The 19,936-nt window shown below is 66.4% G+C and carries 18 protein-coding genes and 2 pseudogenes; 8 read left to right on the top strand and 12 right to left on the bottom strand.

What is annotated here, in order from left to right:
- Positions 1 to 231 (bottom strand): annotated as a pseudogene (locus ACLJOO_RS39590) (deaminase); the annotation flags it as partial.
- A 68-nt stretch (positions 232 to 299) separates the two neighbouring features.
- Complete coding sequence (locus tag ACLJOO_RS39595; RefSeq protein ID WP_410793122.1) at positions 300 to 1,307, bottom strand: RNA polymerase subunit sigma-70; 1,008 nt, start codon at positions 1,305 to 1,307, stop codon at positions 300 to 302.
- A 315-nt stretch (positions 1,308 to 1,622) separates the two neighbouring features.
- On the opposite strand from ACLJOO_RS39595, the gene ACLJOO_RS39600 reads away from it, so the two are divergent.
- Positions 1,623 to 2,135 (top strand): peptidoglycan-binding domain-containing protein, encoded by a 513-nt coding sequence (locus ACLJOO_RS39600; protein WP_410793124.1) that lies wholly within the window; start codon positions 1,623 to 1,625, stop codon positions 2,133 to 2,135.
- Positions 2,136 to 2,347: 212 nt separating this feature from the next.
- Here ACLJOO_RS39600 and ACLJOO_RS39605 read toward each other — a convergent pair whose 3' ends face one another.
- From ACLJOO_RS39605 to ACLJOO_RS39635, 7 genes and pseudogenes are all read right to left on the bottom strand, one after another.
- Complete coding sequence (locus tag ACLJOO_RS39605) at positions 2,348 to 3,445, bottom strand: glycoside hydrolase family 172 protein (RefSeq protein WP_410793126.1); 1,098 nt, start codon at positions 3,443 to 3,445, stop codon at positions 2,348 to 2,350.
- A 17-nt stretch (positions 3,446 to 3,462) separates the two neighbouring features.
- Complete coding sequence (locus ACLJOO_RS39610; RefSeq protein ID WP_410793128.1) at positions 3,463 to 4,341, bottom strand: carbohydrate ABC transporter permease; 879 nt, start codon at positions 4,339 to 4,341, stop codon at positions 3,463 to 3,465.
- Between the two features lies 1 nt (position 4,342).
- Positions 4,343 to 5,224, bottom strand: a complete 882-nt coding sequence (locus ACLJOO_RS39615) for a carbohydrate ABC transporter permease (RefSeq protein ID WP_410793130.1) — start codon at positions 5,222 to 5,224, stop codon at positions 4,343 to 4,345.
- Positions 5,221 to 6,536 (bottom strand): annotated as a pseudogene (locus ACLJOO_RS39620) (ABC transporter substrate-binding protein). Before ACLJOO_RS39620 ends, ACLJOO_RS39615 begins: the two are co-directional and overlap by 4 nt.
- Before the next feature lie 81 nt (positions 6,537 to 6,617).
- Positions 6,618 to 7,655 carry a LacI family DNA-binding transcriptional regulator gene (locus ACLJOO_RS39625; protein WP_410793132.1) on the bottom strand — a complete coding sequence of 346 codons (1,038 nt, stop codon included), beginning with the start codon at positions 7,653 to 7,655 and terminating at the stop codon, positions 6,618 to 6,620.
- Positions 7,656 to 7,830: 175 nt separating this feature from the next.
- Positions 7,831 to 8,661: a phosphoenolpyruvate hydrolase family protein gene (locus tag ACLJOO_RS39630; RefSeq protein ID WP_410793134.1), complete on the bottom strand. Its 831-nt coding sequence runs from the start codon at positions 8,659 to 8,661 to the stop codon at positions 7,831 to 7,833.
- Positions 8,662 to 8,689: 28 nt separating this feature from the next.
- Positions 8,690 to 9,910, bottom strand: coding sequence for a Tm-1-like ATP-binding domain-containing protein (locus tag ACLJOO_RS39635; RefSeq protein ID WP_410793135.1), 1,221 nt, complete (start codon positions 9,908 to 9,910; stop codon positions 8,690 to 8,692).
- Positions 9,911 to 10,007: 97 nt separating this feature from the next.
- Between ACLJOO_RS39635 and ACLJOO_RS39640 the strand changes: the two genes are divergently transcribed.
- The 7 genes from ACLJOO_RS39640 (at position 10,008) to ACLJOO_RS39670 (ending at position 16,855) form a co-directional block, all read left to right on the top strand.
- Positions 10,008 to 11,396 (top strand): PLP-dependent aminotransferase family protein, encoded by a 1,389-nt coding sequence (locus tag ACLJOO_RS39640; protein ID WP_410793137.1) that lies wholly within the window; start codon positions 10,008 to 10,010, stop codon positions 11,394 to 11,396.
- A gap of 97 nt (positions 11,397 to 11,493) precedes the next feature.
- Positions 11,494 to 11,853 carry a cupin domain-containing protein gene (locus ACLJOO_RS39645; protein ID WP_410793138.1) on the top strand — a complete coding sequence of 120 codons (360 nt, stop codon included), beginning with the start codon at positions 11,494 to 11,496 and terminating at the stop codon, positions 11,851 to 11,853.
- A gap of 18 nt (positions 11,854 to 11,871) precedes the next feature.
- The gene (locus ACLJOO_RS39650; RefSeq protein WP_410793139.1) at positions 11,872 to 12,834 is read left to right on the top strand and encodes a carbohydrate ABC transporter permease; all 963 of its coding nucleotides are present in this window, start codon (positions 11,872 to 11,874) and stop codon (positions 12,832 to 12,834) included.
- Entirely contained in the window at positions 12,831 to 13,670 is an 840-nt protein-coding gene (locus tag ACLJOO_RS39655; protein WP_410793141.1) for a carbohydrate ABC transporter permease, read from the top strand. The genes ACLJOO_RS39650 and ACLJOO_RS39655 overlap by 4 nt, the downstream gene beginning before the upstream one ends.
- A gap of 23 nt (positions 13,671 to 13,693) precedes the next feature.
- Complete coding sequence (locus ACLJOO_RS39660; protein WP_410793143.1) at positions 13,694 to 14,686, top strand: Gfo/Idh/MocA family protein; 993 nt, start codon at positions 13,694 to 13,696, stop codon at positions 14,684 to 14,686.
- Positions 14,686 to 15,474, top strand: a complete 789-nt coding sequence (locus ACLJOO_RS39665; protein ID WP_410793546.1) for a sugar phosphate isomerase/epimerase family protein — start codon at positions 14,686 to 14,688, stop codon at positions 15,472 to 15,474. Before ACLJOO_RS39660 ends, ACLJOO_RS39665 begins: the two co-directional genes overlap by 1 nt.
- Positions 15,464 to 16,855 (top strand): ABC transporter substrate-binding protein, encoded by a 1,392-nt coding sequence (locus tag ACLJOO_RS39670; protein ID WP_410793145.1) that lies wholly within the window; start codon positions 15,464 to 15,466, stop codon positions 16,853 to 16,855. The genes ACLJOO_RS39665 and ACLJOO_RS39670 overlap by 11 nt, the downstream gene beginning before the upstream one ends.
- 19 nt (positions 16,856 to 16,874) lie before the next feature.
- Here the strand turns inward: ACLJOO_RS39670 and ACLJOO_RS39675 are convergent, their stop codons facing one another.
- The 3 genes from ACLJOO_RS39675 to ACLJOO_RS39685 all read right to left on the bottom strand — a co-directional run bounded on the left by ACLJOO_RS39675 (position 16,875) and on the right by ACLJOO_RS39685 (position 19,929).
- Positions 16,875 to 17,327, bottom strand: coding sequence for an enolase C-terminal domain-like protein (locus ACLJOO_RS39675; protein WP_410793147.1), 453 nt, complete (start codon positions 17,325 to 17,327; stop codon positions 16,875 to 16,877).
- 391 nt (positions 17,328 to 17,718) lie between these two features.
- Entirely contained in the window at positions 17,719 to 18,828 is a 1,110-nt protein-coding gene (locus ACLJOO_RS39680; RefSeq protein ID WP_410793149.1) for an amidohydrolase family protein, read from the bottom strand.
- A gap of 6 nt (positions 18,829 to 18,834) precedes the next feature.
- On the bottom strand, positions 18,835 to 19,929 hold the full coding sequence (locus ACLJOO_RS39685; RefSeq protein WP_410793152.1) for an amidohydrolase family protein: 1,095 nt from the start codon (positions 19,927 to 19,929) through the stop codon (positions 18,835 to 18,837).
- Positions 19,930 to 19,936: the final 7 nt, after the last annotated feature.

The raw sequence follows: 19,936 nt of genomic DNA on the forward strand, positions 1-19,936 counted from the left end.
CCACTCGCCGGTCCGGTTCAGCCAGCGAGAGGCGAACCACTCGTCGCTGCGCCGGCCGAGCAGCAACGCCTCGGAGCGCAGCGCCTCGTCCGTCTCGTACTCGGCCCACGCCGCGCGATCCGCACCGCTGAACTGGTCGAACCAGCCGCCGTGCTTGAACCCCTCCTGACCGTCCGGGTCCTGGACGACCCCGTCCAGCGAGACGTTCGTCGAGATCACGATCTTTCCCATTGCAGTTCTCCTTGGCTTGGCTTGTACCTGCTGGTTGGACACCGAACCGACCGGAAACTGAGCGCTGCCTAGCGTCCAGGAAGTGCCAGGGGCAGACCGAAGGCCTCGAACACGGCGCTCTCGAAGCGGGTCATCGCACAGATCCGGTCGCCGGCGACAGCCACCACGAACAGGCTGGTTCCACGGCGTACACCGTCGGCGCCCAGGACGTACGCGCCGAAGGCAGGCTGCCCGTTGGCTCGCGTGGGCACGAGGCTGTAGGCCCGGCCGGGAACGAGCAGGACCGCCATGAACCGAGCCACGGGCTCTCGGCCCTCGTACTCCAGCGGCATCGGCGGCATCGACACGAAGACGTCGTCGGTGAACAACTCGACGAGCGCATCGAGATCGGCGGACTCGTAGGCCCGGACGAACCTCGTGACGATCGCATCCTCCTGCGGCGAACCGGCCGCGGGTGGCCGGTCCTGCCGTCGCCAGTCGGTTCGCTGTCGCTCCAGGGTCGATCGCGCGCGCTTGAGCGCGCTGTTGACCGACGGCACGGTGGCGTCCAGCATCTCGGCCACCTCACTCGCGCGGAACCCCAGCACATCCCGGAGGATCAGCACCGCGAGCTGGCGGGGCGGCAGTACCTGGAGCGCGGCGACGAACGCCAGCGAGATGGACTCACTCTGTTCGTAGCGCGCCTCAGGGCCGATCGGCACTCCGAGGGCCCCGTCCAGGATGGAGTCCGGGAGCGGCCCCAGCCACACGGCGTCGCCGAGTCTGGTTGGTTCGGGCGGCTCCACACCAGGGATGTCCCACGCCTTCGCGGGACGCCGGCGAGCTGCCCGCAAGGCGTTCAGGCACTGGTTGGTCGCGATCCGGTACAGCCAGGTGCGGATCGACGCACGCTCACCGAAGCCACCCAATCCACGCCAGGCGGCGGTCAGCGTCTCCTGTACGACGTCCTCGGCGTCCTGCAGCGAGCCCAGCATGCGGTAGCAATGCACAGACAACTCGTGGCGATGCGGCTCGGTCAGCGCCTGAAACGCCTCCCCGTCACCCGCCCGCGCTCTCGAGATCAGATCTCCCGTCACCACTTCCACCTTTCGCAGACCAGGACGCCGGTAAGTCGTCGTACAGACACCGCAGACCCTGGCAACTCATCGCCGGTTTCCACCGGGAGCGTCTTCCCATACTGACGTGGTGTGCGGACCGGCTCAGCGGGGATGACGGCTGGCTGGGCCGCTAGCTGGTTGAGCAACACCGACGACCGCGGCAGACAGGGCCGGCCGGTACGGGCGCGGTACGGGCAGCGATGCGTCGGAGACAACCCATACCGTGACGACCTGTTCAGCGGGCGGACCCCGACAGACAGGGCCGGCCTGCGCGAGGACACCTTTGGAGGATTGTTGAAGACACGCATTCTGGGCGCCGTGGTGGGGATCTCAGCGCTGCTGAGTGGGCTGCTGGTCGCCGAGCCGGCGCATGCCAGTGGCAGCTACACGGGCCTGCCCTACGTGGCCGGTAGCGGCACGATGTACACAGACTGGTACGACGAGGGCGTGGTGAGTGTCGCTGTCCATCGGTCTTCGAACGCCACGTGCTTGTGGCAGGCGATCCTCTGGTCCTACGGCCACCTGGCGAAGAGCGAGATCGACGGCATCTTCGGCGACCGGACCGATGCTGCGACGCGGGCGTTCCAGCGGGCGCACGGAATCTCTCCGGACGGCTCCGCGGGCCGCCAGAGTTGGACCGCCGCGGGCGGGATCTCACACACCGTCGACACGTCCGGCTGGACCAACGGACTGTTCTCCGGCTGGGAGCACTCGTTCAATGTCCGCCGCAGCACCGCCGGTAACTACCAGTTCAACATCGGCGACGGCTGGCAGTGGGCGTCGTACAACTCTCGCACCTGCAGCTAGCGTCGCGTGCCAGATGCTTGCGTGACCTGCGCCGCAGCCGTCCCCGCCGGTACCGGACGCCGAGGATCCCGAATAATACGCCGACCGCCGATTGCAGTACGGCGACTCCGTCACACCTCAGCGTCCTCACAGTGCGCACCAACGCGCCATGAACAAGCTCGGCGCCCGCGACCGCGCACAGCTCGTCGTCCTGGCCTACAAGAGCGGCCTGGTCACCGGGGCCGGCGCTTGAGAGCTGCCGGGAGTGGCGGGAACGGCATGTGCGGCGCGGTCTGGTACCAGTAGGCGGTGGTGGCGATGTCGTCCTGGCGTTCGAACAGGCCGTGGTCCCAGGCGCCGATCTGCTGGACGGTGACCTTGAGGCGTTCGGTGAAGTGGATCGGGTCAGGGAGATGCCATCGGTACAGGCCGTGCATGGGGAGCGCCTCGGTCGAGAAGGGGGATGCCTTCGTCCGGTCGCGCGCCGAGTGGAACGGATAGCCGCAGTACGGCGCGCTGAAGGTCCGGATCTCGGGTTCCGGATCGGCGCGGAGCTCGTCCTGGAAGGCCCAGGCGCCACCGGCGTAGTCCTCCAGGCCCGTGCTGCACAGGGTCGGGAACTCGTCATCGTCGTCGACGAAGAACTTGACCTCGCCTTCGCCCCACCAGTAGCGGTGCAGTGAGGTCAGCGCGAGGTAGGTGCCGACGTAGGTGCCACGGCCGGCGACTCCGTCGAGGATCACATGGTCGGTTCCGAGCGGCGCCGTACCGTCCGAATGCCGCCATTGAGCATGGAAGTACGGCGTACCGGCCGCGATCTCGTCGCCGAGGGTGTAGTCCACTTGGTAGTACACCCCGTGCAGGTCGCCGGGGTGCTGGCTCTCCAGGGTCAATCGGGCGCCGGCGCGGAACGGCATCGGGAAGTAGCAGTTCATCCCGCCGGTCGGCGCGACCACGATCGGGGCCGAGTTGACCAGCGCGCGGGTACCGAACCCGTTGCAGAAGAAGTCACCGAGCGGCACCTCGACCGACGGCAGATCCGAGTCGTCCCAGTACGCCCGCAGGACCAAGTCCCGCAGTACGAACGGACCCTGGTCGGTGCGATCGGCAACGGTCAGCCAGAGGTGCCGGATCACCCCCGGCCCCTCGATCTCGGCCAAGGTGAGCGTCTCACCCGCGCGCAAGAGTAGTGCGGGCGAGCCCTTCCGACCGGGCCCGAGGGCCGACGCGGCACGCGCGGCCGCACCAGGTGCGCCGGTCCGGTTCTCGGCGTTGATCGACCGGCTCACCACACCGTCGGGCAGGACAGGGACGTTGAAGGTGGAGAACAAGAGAGTCCTTTCGAGGGCTATTTGACGGCACCCGCGGTCACCCCGCGGTTCAGGGTGCGCTGGAAGATCAGGAAGAAGACGAGCGTCGGGAGCAGGGACAGCAGGGAGCCGGCGTTGAGCACTGTGATGTCGATCGAGTGCTGGCCGCGCAGTGTCGACAAGGCGATCGGCACGGTCTGCGACGACTGGTCGGCGAGCAGCACAACCGGGATATAGAACTCGTTCCAGGTCCAGATGAAGAAGAACACGACGAGCACCGAGAGCGTCGGGCGCAAGATCGGCAGCACGATCCGCCAGAGGATCTGCCACCGGGTCGCGCCGTCGATCGCGGCCGCCTCGAGGATCTCCTTCGGCACCGTCCCCATCACGCTCGCGAGCAGATAGGTGCCGAAGGCCCCTTGCAGTACGACGAACACGATCACGACCGACCACACCGTGTTGAAGGTGTGCGTGGCCTGAGCGCCGTAGAACAACGGGTAGATCAGCGCCTCGTGCGGCAGCATCGTGGACAGCAACAGTACGGCGAGGGTCGGCCCGCTCCCTCGGACCCGTCCGACACCGATGGGGTAGGCGCTGAGCAGGCTGAGCGCGACTCCGCCGAACGCGACGACGGTCGAGATCAGCACCGAGTTCCACAGTGCGACCGGGAAGTCCACCAGCGACAGGTAGTTGCTGAACGCATCGAAACTGAAGCTTCGCGGCCACGCGATCGGCCCGTGGCTCGAGTAGTCGTCACCGGTCTTGAAAGCGTTCAGCACCATCAACAGGAACGGCGACGACATCAACAACGCGAGCAGCCCGGCGAGCGCGAGCACGATCCAGGTCAACGGCGACCGGCGCCGCGGCCGGCGCTCGACCTCGACCGCCGTACGCTCCGGGGCGAGTGAGACGGTCATGTCAAGCCCTCCGTTCGGAGCGACGTTGCCAGCCGAGCAGTACGGCCGCCACCGCGAAGATGACGATCGCCATCACGGTCGCGATCGTCGATCCGTACCCGACCTGCGACAGCTCGAAGAAGTTCCGGTAGGCGTAGTAGGACGGAACCAGCGTCGACCCCTCGGGGCCGCCACCGGTCAGGATCAGGATTGGGGCGAACACCTTCAGCGCGGCGACTGTGGCGGTCAGCACCACGATGAAGATCTCCGGCCGGACCGTCGGCAGCGTGATCGCGCCGAGCTGCCGCCACCAGCCGGCACCGTCGATCGCGGCCGCCTCGTACAGCTCGGGATCGACCCTGGACAGCGCCGCCATGAAGATCACCAGCGGGTAGCCCAGCTGCAGCCAGACCAGCATCAGCATCACCGAATAGAGCGCGAGATCCGGACTCCCGAGCCAGTCGGGCGGATCGCTCACCCCGACCGAGCGCAGGAACGTGTTGATCGACCCGCTGCCCGGATCGAGGATCCAGCTCCAGATGAAGCCGGCCACCGCGATCGGCAGGATCTGCGGAAGGTAGTAGGTCGCCCGCAGAAAGCTCGCCGCCCGGGCCCCGAACCGCTTGCCGAGGTAGTCGACCAGGGTCGCGGCGAGCAGGATGCCGGCGCCGGTGGGGATCACCACGATCGCGATGATCATGAACACCGAGTTCCGGAACGACAGCCAGAAGTTCGCGTCGTGCAGCAGATCGCTGTAGTTGCCGAACCCGTTCCAGTGCAGCGGCGCGATCCCGCCCTTCCAGCGGAAGAAGCTGAGTACGACGTTCGCCGCGAACGGTACGGCGACGACCGCTGTGAACCCGATGCCGATCGGCAGCAGGTACCACCAGTACGCACGTCTCATCGTTTGGTGCCGTCGTCGTAGAACTTCTGCAGAGCATCGAGGTACTGCGCGGCCGTCTCGTTGCGGTTCGACATCGACTGCATGTGGGTCTGGATGAAGTCGAGGAAGCCCGGCACCGGGTAGTCCGGGTAGAACGACAGCGTGTCGGCCTTCACCAGCTGGTCGAAGCGCTCGGTGAACTGACGGGTGATCGGGTCGCTGATCGTCGCGGTGTCACCGGCGAGTGGCAGTCCGCCTTTCTGGCCGATCACGTTCTGCACCTCGGGGCTCAGCGTGGTGTTGATCCAGTCGTAGGCCAACTCCTTGTTCTTCGCCTTCGCCGGAACGCCCCACAGGTGCCCGGACGACCCCATCGACAGCTTCGCGCCGGGAAGCGTGAAGTAGCCCCACTCGAACTTCGCGTCCTTTCGGATCCGCGCGAATTCGCCGTTGTTCCAGATCAGCATCCCGGTCTTGCCGCTCAGGAAGTTGACCGTGGCCTGCTCGAAGGACAGTCCGCCGAGCTTGTCCCCGACGTACCCCTTGTCGATCCACTGCTGGAACTTCTCCGCGCCGTCCATCCACGGACCGCTGTGGAAGTCGACCGGCCCCTTGACGAACATGAAGTCGTCGATCTGCTGCCGCGTCGACAGCGCCGAGACCAGTGAGTACCAGATCCACATCTGATTGAAGCCCTGATTGGTGTTCGCGGAGCTGGAAATCGGGATCGGCCCGGCCGCCTTCAGCTTGTCCATCGCGGTCTCGAACTCCGCGAGCGTGGTCGGCAGCTTGGTGATTCCGGCCTGCTGGAACTTCGCCTTGTTGTAGTAGAACATCACGTACTCACCGATGTTCGGTATGCCGTACCAGTCGCCGGAGCCGGCGTGGCCGTTCTCGTCGTACTTCGCGAACGCCGCCATCGAACCGGTGACCTTCTGGTCCCAGCCGTTCTTCGTGACCTGCTCGGTGAGCGGCTCGAGCAGCCCTGCGCGGCGAGCTGACCGCCGTCGGCGTTGCCCTTGTTGAACTCGACGACATCCGGTACGTCGTTGCCGGACAGGGTGATCTTCGCGTTCTGACGGAACGCGTCGAAGCTGGTCTGCTGGAACTCGACCTTCACGTCCGGATGCTTGGCCTTGAAGAGCTCCAGCGCCTTCTGCCAACCCTGACCTTGCGCGGTCGACGCGTTCTCGTACTGGAGGATCTTGAACGTCTTGCCCGACTCGCCCGAGGATCCGTCGCCGCACGCCGAGACGGATGTCGCGGTCAGAGCAGCTACGGCCCCGATGATGACGCTTCTCCGCGAGATGGCTGCGTGGGAGATTGATCGCATGACAACTCCTTGAACTGTAGATAGGCATGACTGATCGGCCCACGACCGCGCGAGGTCGCAGGTGATCGGGTGGGTGATGGCTCAGCCGGTGCCGGGAGCGGGCGGCGCGACCGATGAGCGTTCGACGACCGGACAGGGCATCAGCCGGTGGGCCGGGTCCGGGTCCGTGTCACCACGGCTGCGGGCGATCGCCTGTTCGGCCGCCCACTCGCCCATGGCGCGATGCGGAAGCTGGATCGTGGTCAGACTGGGAAGCAGGCTCTCGGCAACGAACTGCTGGTTGTCGAAGCCAACGACCGACAGGTCGCCCGGGACGTCCAGCCCAAGCTGGTCGGCAACCTGGTAGAAACCCATCGCGATCCGGTCCGAGAAACAGAACACGGCCGTCGGCCGATCCGGCCGGCGCAGCAGCTCGAGAGCCGGCTCGCGTCCGGCCTCAGCTGTCACGTCGGCGGCCTCGACGATCAAGCCCGGGTCGACCTCGACGCCGTACGAACGCAACGCCTTCTCATACCCGGCGCGACGTAACTCGCGGGCGACGAAGATCGAGTCGGAGACGTTGCAGAACGCGATCCGGCGATGACCTGCCGCCAGCAGCCGCTCGGTCGCCGCCTGCCCGCCGCCTGCCTCGTCCGGCACAACCCAGTCCGCCCCTGCCAGCGGGTCCTTGGGGCGACCGTCCAGGACGACAATCGGCAGCGAGTTCGGAACCAGTGGCAGCTCGACGTCGCGATGAAATTCGGCGGCGATGATCAAGGCCTCGATGTTGCGCTGCAGCAGCGCCCGCGTCGCGGGTCCCTCCACCTCCGGGTGACCGACAGTGTCGATCAGCATCAACAAGTAGTCCTGCTCGGCCGCCGCCAGCTGCGCGCCGGCCACCATCTGACCGGCGAACGGAATCGACGCCGCACCGTCCGTCAGCAGCCCGATCGTGAGCGACTGCCGCGTCTTGAGCCCTCTCGCCAGCAGATTCGGCACGTAGCCCATCTCCGCGGCGACAGCTCGAATCCGGACCGCGACATCGGCCCGGATCCGTCCCTTGGCGCGGTCGTTGAGCACCAGCGACACCGCCGACACCGAGACGCCGACCTGCTCGGCGATGTCGCGCAAAGTCACCATCTCAACCATCCGTCAAACGATTGCCGTTCCAGTCGAAATTGACAGTGATCCCGTCAAACGCGTTGACGCAAGCCCCTGACCGACGACTGTGATCCCCCTGTTGCGAGAGCCCGCAGCATCCCGTGGGAACGGTGGACGCCGGTGCCGCGTCGACGTCACTCGATCACCCAGGTCGCTAGAAGGTGATCGAGGTGAAGGCTCGGGTTTGTTCGGTGAGGGCTCGTTCTACGGGGAGGCGTTCCATGGACGAGGCGCCGTAGAAGCCGTGGACGCCGGTGGTCTTGCGGAGCACGTACTCGGCATCGTCGGGTTCCGCGACCGGTCCTCCGTGGACGAGGACGATGATGTCGTCACGGACGCTCCGGGCGGCCGCGGACCATTCGTTGCTCAGGGCAACGCAATCGTCGAGGCTGCGAGCGGTGTCCGCGCCGATCTGTCCCCCGGTGGTCAGGCCCATGTGGCACACGATCACGTCGGCGCCCGCGCCGGCCATGGCGACCGCGTCCTCCGTCGAGAACACGTACGGCGTGGTCAGCAGGTCTCGCTCGGCCGCGATCCGGATCAGCTCGACCTCCTGTCCGTACCCCATGCCGGTCTCCTCGAGGTTGAGCCGGAACGTGCCGTCGATGAGGCCCACGGTCGGGAAGTTCTGCACTCCGGAGTACCCGGCCGCGACCAGGTCGTCGAGGAAGGTCTCGGGCTGGTAGAACGGGTCGGTGGCGTTGACGCCGGCCAGTACCGGTGTCCGTTGGACGACGGTGACGATCTCGGCGGCCATGTCGAGCACGATGTCGTTCGCGTTGCCGTAGGCCAGCAGGCCGGCGAGGGAGCCACGGCCTGCCATCCGGTAGCGCCCCGAGTTGTAGACGATGATGAGATCGATTCCCCCGGCCTCCTCGCACTTGGCGGACAGGCCGGTGCCTGCTCCGCCACCGACGATCGGCTCGTGCCGCTCCACCTTGCCGCGCAGTCGCTGCAGGATGTCCCGGCGCTCAATTCGACCCATCTCTATCTCCCTCGTGATCTCGTGGTCGCTACCTGATGGCAGAAATCGCTGTGTGCAGCCGCTGCACCATGGCGTCGGCGAACTCCACCGCGTTGATGTCGCAGTTCAGCTCGATCAGGTCGACACCGCTGTCCTGCAACCCCACCCGGACGGCTTCGAACAACTCCTGATCCGCGTCCGGGTCGTAGAACGCGCCATCGCGCACCGCGATCGCCGAGATTCCGTTCAGGGGGAGGAAGACGGTGGCGGATCCGACCGACTGCCCGACCTTCGCGGCAAGTTGGGTACCCAACTCCCGGCACTCTGCGGGCGTGGTGCGCATCAAGGTGGTGGTGGCGTTGTGCTGATAGGTCAGGCGTCCCGCGAAGCGTTCGGGAACGCTCTCCGGCGGCCCGAAGTTGACCATGTCCAAGGCGCCCACCGAGATCACCGCGGGTGTGCCGGTGCGGGCCGCGGCACAGAGCCGATCCGGTCCGGCGTCGAAGATCCCGCCCACAAGGTGGTCGGCAAGCTCGGTGGTCGTGACATCGAGGACCCCGGCGAGCATGCCGTTGGCTACCAGCGACTCGAGGGTCCGCCCGCCGGCGCCGGTCATGTGGAACACCAGCACCTCGTACCCCAGCGCCTCCAACTGTTCGCGGGCGCGCGTGACGCACGGTGTCGTGACGCCGAACATGCTCGCCGCCACCAACGGCTTGTCGTCGCTCGGCGTCCGGACCGGCGCGGCGGTCACCATGCCGGCCATCGCCGCCGCGGCATTGCCGAGAATCCGGGTGGAGATCCGGTTCAGTCCGGCCACGTCGACGACACTCGGGACCAGGATCAGATCCGTCTCACCGACGTACGGCGCGTTGTCTCCGGAAGCGGCCGTGGAGACGATCAGCTTGGGCACTCCGAGCGGCAGCGGCCGGAACGCGGCGGCTGCCAGCGAGGTGCCGCCAGTGCCACCGAGGGCCATCGCGCCCTGTAACCTGCCTTCACCGAACAACTGCTCGACGACGCCCGCCGCGCCGCGTGACATCGCCTGGACGGCGGCTCCGCGATCGCCCGCGGACGCCAGTCGGCCGAGATCCTCGCCGGCAATCCTGGCGACGTGATACCGGTCGATCTGCGGGACGAAGTCCGGTTCCCCTAGCACTCCGCAGTCGATCGTGATCACCTCGACTCCGAGGTCACGGAGTCGCTGGGCGACGAACTGATACTCGGAGCTCTTGGTGTCGAACGTACCGACGAGTGCGACGGTGGCCATGGTCTCCTCCCGAAGTCCTGTCCCATGATGGAGGACCGGTATGAAGCCAACGAGAGCCAATTCCCCGCGAATGGTCACTCAGCTGAGCGTGCATCAGATGGTTCGCCTGATGGGTCAGTGGGGGTCGGGTGAGGGTGCCCTGCACACTCAGCTGGCGAGTCAGCTCCGCATGCTCGTGGTTTCCGGAAGACTCGCCGCCGGGGTCCGGCTGCCGTCCGAACGGTTGCTCGCCGAAGCGCTGAACGTCAGCCGTAACACCGTCGGAGCCGCGTTCGACGAACTGCGCGGCGACGGCATCCTGACCAGCCGGCGCGGGGACGGAACCTATGTGAGCTCGGCCCGGCAGTTCCTCGGCGTCCGTGGCGACGACCGGTTCGAGTCGTTCCTCGCGAGCACGGCCGGCCCCGGCACACGCATCGATCTGCGCAGCGCCGCTCTCCCCGGGCTGCGCCTGGTCGTGGACGCGGCATCGGTCATCGGTCCGGAACTCGCGCCGCTCGTCGACTCCCACGGCTATCTCCCCGAGGGATTGCCGGCGTTGCGGGTCGAGGTCGCCGGGTACTACAGCGCGATCGGTCTGCCCACCACGCCGGATCAGATCCTGATCACCACCGGCGCCCAGCAGGCGATGCGGATGGTCGCGGTGTCGATGCTGGAGCCGGGTTCGGTCGCGCTGGTCGAGGAGCCGTCGTTCCGCGGCGTGATCGAGGTGCTCCGGGCGGCCGGAGCCCGTCTCGAGCCGATCCGTCGGGGCCCGTACGGCATCGACTCAGCCGAGTTGACCGAAGCGGTACGGCGGACCAGGCCGAAGCTGCTCGTGATGCAGTCCACCGTGCACAATCCGACCGGGACGGTGATGAACAGCGGCCGTCGGCGGCAGCTCGCTGTCACCGCGGCAAACCTCGGTCTGACGGTGCTGGATGACACGACGCTCGCGGATGCGATGATCGACGGCCCGCCGGCGACGCCGATGGCCGCTTGGGGGTCCAGCGTGATCACCGTCGGTTCGGTGAGCAAGTCGTTCTGGGGCGGGCTGCGGGTGGGGTGGCTGCGGGCCGATCCGGCCACCGTCGCGTCGCTCGCCTCGATCAAGGCCGGCGAAGATCTCGGTACTTCGTTGCTCGCGCAGGTGACGACCGCGCGGCTGCTGCCACGGATCGACGAAGCGCGGGCCGAGCGCAGCAGGGCGCTGTGCGCTGCCCGTGATCTCGTCCTCGGCTCGCTGGCGGAGCTCCTTCCGGAATGGGAGCCTGTCGTGCCGGCCGGCGGCGCTTCGCTGTGGATCCGCCTTCCGGCGCCGGGCGCGACCAGCCTGGTGCAGCGGGCCGAGCGCCTCGGCGTACAGCTGCTGCCCGGGCCGACCTTCAGTTGCGTCGACGCGTTCGACGACCATCTCCGCATCGGGTTCGCGACCGATCAGCAGCACGTACTGGCCGGTCTGCATGCGCTGGCCAAGGCCTGGCGGATCATCGGCAAACGCGTCTGAAACACCCACGGGTGCCGAATTGGCACTGTCCAGGTTCGCGCCCTGCTCGCAGGATGACAGGACAACGAACCGGACAGCCAACGCCAGGAGGCACATCGTGGGCCGTGGTGGACTGACACCTGCCGACAAGGTCATCGTCGAGCTCCAGGAGTGGGGCAAGCTGGAATGGATGGTGTCGGGAGCCATCGGCAACTCCGACACCATGACGGTCGGCCGCTGCACGATCGAGCCCGGTCAGCAGAACCCTCCGCACCATCACCCGAACTGCGACGAGATCCTGCATGTCGTCAGCGGCACGATCGACCATCGGCTGGGCGATCGGCAACTGCCGATGTCCGCCGGGGACACGATCTCAATTCCGGTCGGCACAGTGCACAACGCCCGGAACGTCGGCAGCGAGCCGGCGGTCCTGCTGATCGCGTTCTCCACCGCTGAACGGAAAGTCGTCGGCGAGTAGCCGCGACCGTGAGGTCAGATGACCATGACAGAAGAGCTCGCAGTCCGCGCCGCCACTGCGCAAGCCGGCCGAAGGTCGCGAAGCGGGGTCAGCGGCCAGAGCCGGCTCGAACGCCGGTGGGGCCTGCTGCTGGCCCTGCCCGCGATCGCCGGATTCATCGTCTTCACCCTGGTACCGATGGCCGCGTCGGCGGTCCTCAGTCTGACCGACTGGACGATCGGATCGTCGCCGTCGTTCGTCGGTGTCGACAACTACGTGCAGATGTTCACCCGTGACCCGCTGTTTCTCAAGTCCCTCGGTGTCACGACGTACTACACGCTGGGCGCGGTACCGCTGACCCTCGTGGTCGCCTTCGCGATCGCGATGCTGCTCAACGCGAAGGTCCGCGGCCTGGGCGTCTACCGCACCATCTACTACCTGCCGACCCTCGTGCCCAGCGTGGCGAACGCCGTGCTGTGGCTGTGGATCTTCAACCCGGACTTCGGTCTGCTCAACTCGACCCTACGGCAACTCGGTCTGCCGACGTCCAACTGGGTCTTCAGCGAAACAGTGGTGGTGCCGTCGCTGATCCTGATGAGCACCTGGGGGTTCGGGAACATCATGGTGATCTTCCTGGCCGGACTGCAGGGCGTGCCACGGCATCTCTACGAAGCCGTGGCCATCGACGGCGGTGGAGCCTGGCGGCAGTTCCGTCACGTCACGCTGCCGATGATGACGCCGGTGCTGTTCTACAACCTCGTCACCAGCATCATCGGGACGTTCCAGGTCTTCAACCAGGCCTACATCATGACTCAGGGCGGCCCGAACAACGCGTCGACCTTCTACGTGTACTACCTGTACACAACTGCCTTCACCAAGAGCGCGATGGGCTACGCGAGCGCGCTGGCCTGGGTTCTGTTCGTGCTCGTCATGGTGATCACCGTGGCGCTCTTCCGGTCGTCCCGCCGGTGGGTCTACTACGAGATGGGAGCGGCGCGATGACCGGGGCCCGCACGCGGCGGGTGCTCATCTACGCGGCGCTCGTCGTTGGCGTCGTACCGACCGTGCTGCCGTTCGTGTGGCTCGTCCGCAGTGCGTTGATGGACAACAACCAGATGTTCATCGCGCCGCCGGAATGGCTACCGCGGCCCTTCGAATGGGCGAACTTCAGCGGAGCGCTGACCGCCCAGCCGTTCGTGCGGTACTTCGTCAACACGATGGTCATCGAGGTCTTCACCGTCGTCGGGACACTGCTCACCTGTTCGATCGCCGCCTTCAGCTTCTCCCGGCTCCGCTGGCGGGGACGCAACGTGGTCTTCGGCATACTGCTCAGCGGGCTCATGCTCCCGCAGGCTGTCCTCCTGGTGCCCACGTTCCTGATGTGGGACGCGGTCCAGGCGATCAACACGTACTACCCGCTGATCGTGCCGGCCTGGCTGGGCGGTGCCGGCGGCGGGATCTTCAACGTCTTCCTGCTCCGGCAGTTCTTCCTCACCATCCCGTACGAGCTCGACGAGGCGGCGTACATCGACGGAGCCTCGCCCTGGCGCGTGTTCTGGCAGGTCATCGTTCCGCTGTCGAAGCCGGCACTGATGGTGGTGGGGATCTTCACCTTCATCCGGACCTGGAACGAGTTCCTCGATCCGCTGATCTATCTCAACGACAGCAGCAAGTTCACGCTCGCCCTCGGCCTCGCGTCGTTCCAAGGCACGTACAACGCGCAGTGGGGCTATCTGATGGCGGCCGCCACCGCGACCATTCTGCCGATCATCCTCTTGTTCTTCTTCGCTCAGCGATACCTCATCGAAGGCGTCACCTTGACCGGCGTCAAGGGCTGATGACCACACTTCCGGGAAGGCACATGACCGTACACAAAGTCGCATTGGTCGGCGCGGGCAACATCTCGCGCACGCATCTCACCAGCTACGCGAACCATCCCGATCGGGTGCAGGTCGTCGCGGCCTGCGACCCACTCCCCGAGCGACGTGAATGGGTGCGCGACACCTTCGGGATCACCCGCACCTACGACACCGTCCGCCACCTGATCGACGCGGGTGGGTGGGACACGGCGGTCGTGTGTACGCCGAGCCACGTGCGGACATCCGCCGTACTCGAGCTCGCCGCGGCCGGGAAGCACATCTTCGTGGAGAAGCCGCTCTCGTTCGAGATCGCGGACGCCCGTTCCATCGTCGAGGCGTGTGACGCCGCCGGTGTCCAGCTCGCCGTCAATCAGAACTTCCGGGACAGCTACGCCTTCAGTCTCGGTCGTGAGCTGATCGAGCAGGGCGAGATCGGCGAGGTGCTGGCGATCTCTCAGCAGGAGCTGACGTTCCGGCAGGACAAGGGCTGGCGACTGTCCCAGCGCCACCACGCGCTCTCGGTCATGGGAATCCACTGGTTCGACGGATTCCGCCTACTGCTAGGCCGTGAAGCGGACTGGTTGTCGGCGCGCACCTTCTCCTCCCCCGCCGTCGACTCCGCCGGCGAGACCGACGCCAGCGTCCAGATCTTCTTCGGCGACACCCCGGTCACGTACGTGCAGAGCTTCTCCAGCCGCGTCGAACGCACCGAGACGCTGGTCTTCGGCACGTCGGGCACGCTCCAACTCGGGTACGCCGAAGCGCAACTGCACACCGACGGCGAGACCAAGACGATTGCCAACCCACTCGTGGGCAGCGAACGGTCGGAAGCCATGTTCCTCGGACTCGACCGCCTGCTGACCGCTGTAGAGACCGGAACCGAAGCCGCCAACAGCGGCCGGGACAACCTGCGGACCGTCGCGCTGCTCGACGCGGCCTACCGTTCCGCGGAGACCGGCGCGCCCATCGAACTGAAGGACGGACTGCCGTGGTGATGATCGCGTTCTCCAAACCCACCCGCGGAGCAGAGCAGCAGCGACTGCTGTTCGACCGCTATCCCGAGTTCGGGTTTGCCGGGCTTCAACTCAAGGGCGGACAGTACGGCGACTACCTCGACGACCCGGCTGCGGGTGCAGATCGATTCCGCTCCGACTGGGGCGTCGAGCCCGGGCACATCTCGTCGCTGATCACGATGAATCCCCTCGACGAGGCGGGCCGCGAGCGGCTTCACGCGCTGCTGGTGTTCGCCGGCGCGGTCGGTTCCCAACGTGTCGTCCTGTGCCACGACGTACCCAAGGACGGGCTGGACGACAGTGACCTGATCCGCTTCGCCGGCGAGCTGTCCGACCACGCGGAGGAGGCCGCGGAGCAGGGCGTCGTACTGTCACTGCACCATCACACGGGCGAGCCCGTGATGCATCGGCGTGACTTCGAGGTGTTCTTCGGTGCGGTGCGCGAGAACACGCTCCGGCTCACGGTTGACACGGGGCATCTGCTGATGTCCGGGGTGAACGACATCCCAGGCTTGCTCGCCGACTTCGCCTCCGTGATCGACAACGTCCATCTCAAGGACTACGCCGACGGCGAGTTCCGCCTGCTGGGGCAGGGATCGGTGGACCTGATCAGCGTCCTGGACGCCATTGCCAAGCTCGATCCCGGCATCACGCTCTGCGTCGACGAGGAGAGCCGCGCCGAGATCGTCGAGGGGCTCGAGGTGTCGCGGGACTTCCTGGCCCAGCACCAGACTTCCATCGCGTTCAGAGGAGACACCGATGCCACCTGATTCCCTGCCTTCCAGCTTGTCCCGCCGGACGTTCCTCAGCGCCGCCGCACTCGCCGGCCTCGGACTCTACGGTTGCGGTGGGCAATCAACCACCAAGAGCAGCGGGGGCGCCGCGAACCTGCAGTTCATGTACTGGGGCTCGGCCAATGAGAAGGCCGCGATCGAGCAGATGATCCAAGGTTTCGAGAAGTCGCACTCGAGCATCAAGGTGCAGGGTGTGCACGTGCCGGGCGACTACGAGACGAAGGTCAACACCCTCGTTGCCAGCGGCAATCTTCCCGACGTCGCGTACATGACCGCGCCGACGGCGTACCGGTTGGCTGACCAAGGCAAGATCGCCAACATCTACCCCTACATCGAGAAGTACTCGCAGCTGTCTGGCCGGAAGCCGCAGAACTTCTTCTGGTACGGCGACAAGAAGGTCGCCGGTACGCCGGCGGCGAGCGAGATCAGCCTGCTCTGGTACAACAAGGATCTGTTCACCGACGCGTCGATGATCCCGCCTGCCGAGGCCGCCAAGGCGTGGTCCTGGGACCGTCTGCTCGAAGTGGCGACGTCCCTGACCTTGGATCAGGACGGCAAGCGGCCGAGCGACTCGGGATTCAAGCCCGATCGCATCCGCCAGTTCGGCATCTCGGCTCCGTTGACGACGCAGTGGACCTGGTATCCGCTGATTCGCAGCAACGGCGGCGACGTCACGGACGAGACCGGCACCAAGTACACGCTGAACAGCCCCGAGTGCGTCGAGGTCTTCCAGAACCTGCAGGACCTGATCTACAAGCACAAGGTCGCGCCCAGTCCGGCCCAGCTCGGCGGCGGCGACGGTAGCAACGCACCGACCACCACGGTCCAGTTGCAGACCAAGCGGGTCGCGATGGCGATCGACGGTCAGTGGACCCTGCTCGACATGGGCGAGAGCGATCTCAAGTACGGCATCGGCGTACTGCCCTCCTACCAGGAACCGATCACCCAGGAGGCCGGCAGCTGCCGGGTCATGTCGGCTGCCACCAAGCACCCGGAGCAGGCGATCGAGCTCTACGCGTACAGCGTGGACGGCAGCAACAGCGACCTCTTCAAGAAGGGGCTCTGGATGCCGGTCGAGACCAAGTACTACTCCGACAACGCCGCGATCGACTCCTGGACCAAGAACGACGTCCACCCGCCCGAGTACCGCACCGCGGCCGTCGACTACCGACTCAACAACTCGGTCCGCGACTTCACCCAGGCACTCAAGAACGTCCCCGCGATCCAGGAGATCCTGACACCGGCCATCCAACAGATCGCCACCGGCAAGACACCGGCAAAAACGGTCCTGGACGGCCTACAGGCCAAGATCCAGCCACTACTGCAGGGTCGCTACCCGATCCCGACCTCCATCTAAGCGCCCGGCGCCCGGCGGGTCAGAGAGACGAAATCCTCCGTTCCATGCGCTGCAAGGCGGCGCCGGAGATCTCGACGCCCCACCCGGGCGAGTCGGACAGGACGATCTCGCCGTCGCACGCGACCGGGAACGGCTCGTAGACCCGCATGGTCGAGGTGTCTTCGATGGTCCACTCGTGGAACAGGCTGCAAGCCGGCATCGCCGTCACCAGATGCGCGGTGAAGATCGCCGTCAGCGATCTCCCCGACGAATGCGGAACACACGGGAGCCCGGCAAGGTTGGCCAGATCCGCGACCTGCCGGGCACGCGTGACGCCGCCGATGTACCCGATGTCGGGCTGGATCACGTCGGCCGAGCCGTCCTGCATGATCTGTCGCATGTTCTCGACCGAGAACTCCTGCTCCCCCAGTCCGACGGGGATGTCCAGGGTTGCGGCGACGCTCCGGGTGTTCTCGTACTCCCAGAAGGGCACTGGCTCCTCGAAGTGCAGGTAGTCGTGTTCCTCGAGATCTTCACCGCGCGGAAGCCGTGCGCGGAGACGGCGGCGACGATCCGATCGGCCTCCTCCGAAGGCGTCGTGTCGCGACGCATCGCCGAGCCGTAGACCGGCACCGACGACCGGAACAGGAAGCTGCCGAAGTACTTGTACTCGGCACGTGCGCACTCGTCGGCCAAGGTCATGACGTCGAACGGATCCCGGCCCAGATAGTTCGGCGCGATCAGAGTATGCAGCACCTCCCCGGTGATCCGGGCTTCGGAGTGCGCCGTCTGCCCGTACCCGACCAGTCCGTCGTCGGTGCGAACGCGGACGATGCAGCCGTGGCCGGCGAACGTCTCGATCGAGATGATCTTGGTCAACGGGCTCAGCCTTCGCGTGCCGGCAGCTTGTAGAACGCCCGGGCGTTCTCGGTGTAGATGTTGTCGCGCTGCGCCGCGGACAGCCGGACCTTGAAGGCGTGCTGGGGATGGTCGAAGTCCCAGTGCGGATAGTCCGTGGAGAACATCACCTTGTCGGTTCCGCCGAGGTGTTCGAACACCTTGTGCAGATCGGCCGGCCGATGCGGTTCCTCGATCGGCTGCGTCGTCGTCCAGAAGTGCTCGCGCACATACTCCGAAGGCTTGCGGCGAACCTGCGGAACCTCGGCGCGGAAGCGCTCCCAATGGGTGTCCATCCGCCAGGCCAGGGACGGCAGCCAGGCGAACCCGCCCTCGATCAACGCGATCCGCAGGTTGGGGAGCCGCTCGAAGATTCCGCTGAGGATCAGGCTCGCCACGTGCGCCTGGAACGCGGCGGACATCCCCGCGTGGTCCTCCAGGTAGAACGACGGCCACCCTGCGGAGCTGATGGGAACGCCTCGAACGCCACCGCCGTAGTGGATGCCGATGGGCAGGTCGTGTCGGGCGGCGGCCTCGTACATCTTCCAATAGCGGCGGTCGCCGAGCGGTGCTGCACTGCGGGCAACCAGGAGTACCTGCACGAAGCCCGGATGGCCCGCGAGCCGCTCGATCTCGGCAACCGCCTGCTCGCTGTGCTCGGCCGGCACGATCATGCCCGCTCGGAGCCGCGGCTCCGGCTCCAGCCACTCCTTGACCTGCCAGTCGTTGGTTGCCGCCGACAACGCCGCGGAGAACTCCGGGTCGAGCTGGCTGCCGGCCGAACCCAGCGGACCGAGGATCCCGAACTCGACATTCAGTCCGTCGAGATGCTGTTTCTGCATGAATCCCAGATCGGCGCCCGCCGGCAGTCCAGACGGCGGAAAGGCGTCGTACCGGGCCGGAGATCCCTTGGGATACACATTCCCCGAGTGCTGGCGCGAGCCGAAGGTCCGCAGGTGGCTGAGCCAGCGGTTCGAGAGGTAGGGCTCCAGGGCTCCGGGCGCCATCACGTTGTGGATGTCGCAGTCGATGATCATCTGCTGCGCGGCGGTACGGCGTACGGTCCGCGGCTGTGTCTGTGTCTGTGTCTCGGTCATGTCTCCTCATCCCAGCCGGTACGTCGCGTGCGCGTTGACCGACATGATCCTGGTCTGCAGATCCCCGGAGATCCCCTGCGGCAACGCGTCGGCAGCGTTCGCGAAATTCGCGTGCGGGTAGTCGGTGGAGAACATCAGCATCTCGTCACAGAGCAGTTGATCGATCACCTCGACGAGAAATTCCGGGGTATCGGGCCGGTCGAGCGGCGCGATGGTCATCCGCACGTGATCGCGGATCACCTCCGACGGAGGACGTCCCACCCACGGAACCTCACGCCGCAGACCTTTCCAGTCCTTGTCGAACCGCCACATCAGTGGCGGCAGCCAGGCGAAGCCGCCCTCGATCGTCGCGACGGTCAGCTCGGGGAACTCGACGAAGACGCCTTCGGTGACGAAACTCATCAGCTGTGCCTGGAACGCCAGCGGGACATCGACGTAGTCCTCCACGAAGTACGTCGGCCAGCCGACCGGCGTCACCGGGTTGCCACTCAGCCCGCCGGCCTGAACGCCGACGACGAGCCCGGCGCGCTGCGCAGCGTCGTACATCGGCCAGAACCCGCGCCGGCCGAGCGGCTCACGGCTGCGCGACGGTACGGTCACCTGGACGAACTGACTGTGCTGCGCGGCCCATTCGACCTCCTTGGCCGCGAACGCCGGGTTCTGTAACGGCAGTACGGCCGATCCGCGCAACCGAGGATCCTGCTCCAGAAACTCGTGCAACTGCCAGCGATTCAGCGCCCGGGCGAGCGCGGCCGCCAGGTCGTCGTTGTGGATGGAGTCGATGGCATAGGTGCAGTTGAGGATCGCGTACTGCAACCCCCAGGCGTCGAGCAACTGATGCTGGAGCAACTCCAGGCTGGATCCGGGCGGTCCCTGCTCCGGCCGGGAACCCTCGAGGAAGAGATTCGGCGCGTTGGACGGATAGAGGTTCGAGGCCAGTCCGCCCATCCCGGACTCGGTGACGTAGTCGCGCCACCGCGCCTCGAGGTAGGGGAACAGGCTGGTCAGGCCATCGAGGTTGATGTGTACGTCGGTGTCGACCAGGTCGAGTCCGGCCCACTGCTGGGGGCGTGCGTAGTTCTCGAGTTGTTGCGTGGCCACTTGTGAT

Source organism: Kribbella sp. C-35 (genome assembly GCF_046549195.1).
Classification (GTDB): Bacteria; Actinomycetota; Actinomycetes; order Propionibacteriales; family Kribbellaceae; genus Kribbella.

Coding starts and splice junctions, on each gene's coding strand:
- ACLJOO_RS39610 (WP_410793128.1), bottom strand. CDS start 4,341: ATGACCGTCTCACTCGCCCCGGAGCGTACGGCGGTCGAGGTCGAGCGC.
- ACLJOO_RS39615 (WP_410793130.1), bottom strand. CDS start 5,224: ATGAGACGTGCGTACTGGTGGTACCTGCTGCCGATCGGCATCGGGTTC.
- ACLJOO_RS39625 (WP_410793132.1), bottom strand. CDS start 7,655: ATGGTGACTTTGCGCGACATCGCCGAGCAGGTCGGCGTCTCGGTGTCG.
- ACLJOO_RS39630 (WP_410793134.1), bottom strand. CDS start 8,661: ATGGGTCGAATTGAGCGCCGGGACATCCTGCAGCGACTGCGCGGCAAG.
- ACLJOO_RS39635 (WP_410793135.1), bottom strand. CDS start 9,910: ATGGCCACCGTCGCACTCGTCGGTACGTTCGACACCAAGAGCTCCGAG.
- ACLJOO_RS39640 (WP_410793137.1), top strand. CDS start 10,008: ATGGTTCGCCTGATGGGTCAGTGGGGGTCGGGTGAGGGTGCCCTGCAC.
- ACLJOO_RS39650 (WP_410793139.1), top strand. CDS start 11,872: ATGACCATGACAGAAGAGCTCGCAGTCCGCGCCGCCACTGCGCAAGCC.
- ACLJOO_RS39655 (WP_410793141.1), top strand. CDS start 12,831: ATGACCGGGGCCCGCACGCGGCGGGTGCTCATCTACGCGGCGCTCGTC.
- ACLJOO_RS39660 (WP_410793143.1), top strand. CDS start 13,694: ATGACCGTACACAAAGTCGCATTGGTCGGCGCGGGCAACATCTCGCGC.
- ACLJOO_RS39665 (WP_410793546.1), top strand. CDS start 14,686: ATGATCGCGTTCTCCAAACCCACCCGCGGAGCAGAGCAGCAGCGACTG.
- ACLJOO_RS39670 (WP_410793145.1), top strand. CDS start 15,464: ATGCCACCTGATTCCCTGCCTTCCAGCTTGTCCCGCCGGACGTTCCTC.
- ACLJOO_RS39680 (WP_410793149.1), bottom strand. CDS start 18,828: ATGACCGAGACACAGACACAGACACAGCCGCGGACCGTACGCCGTACC.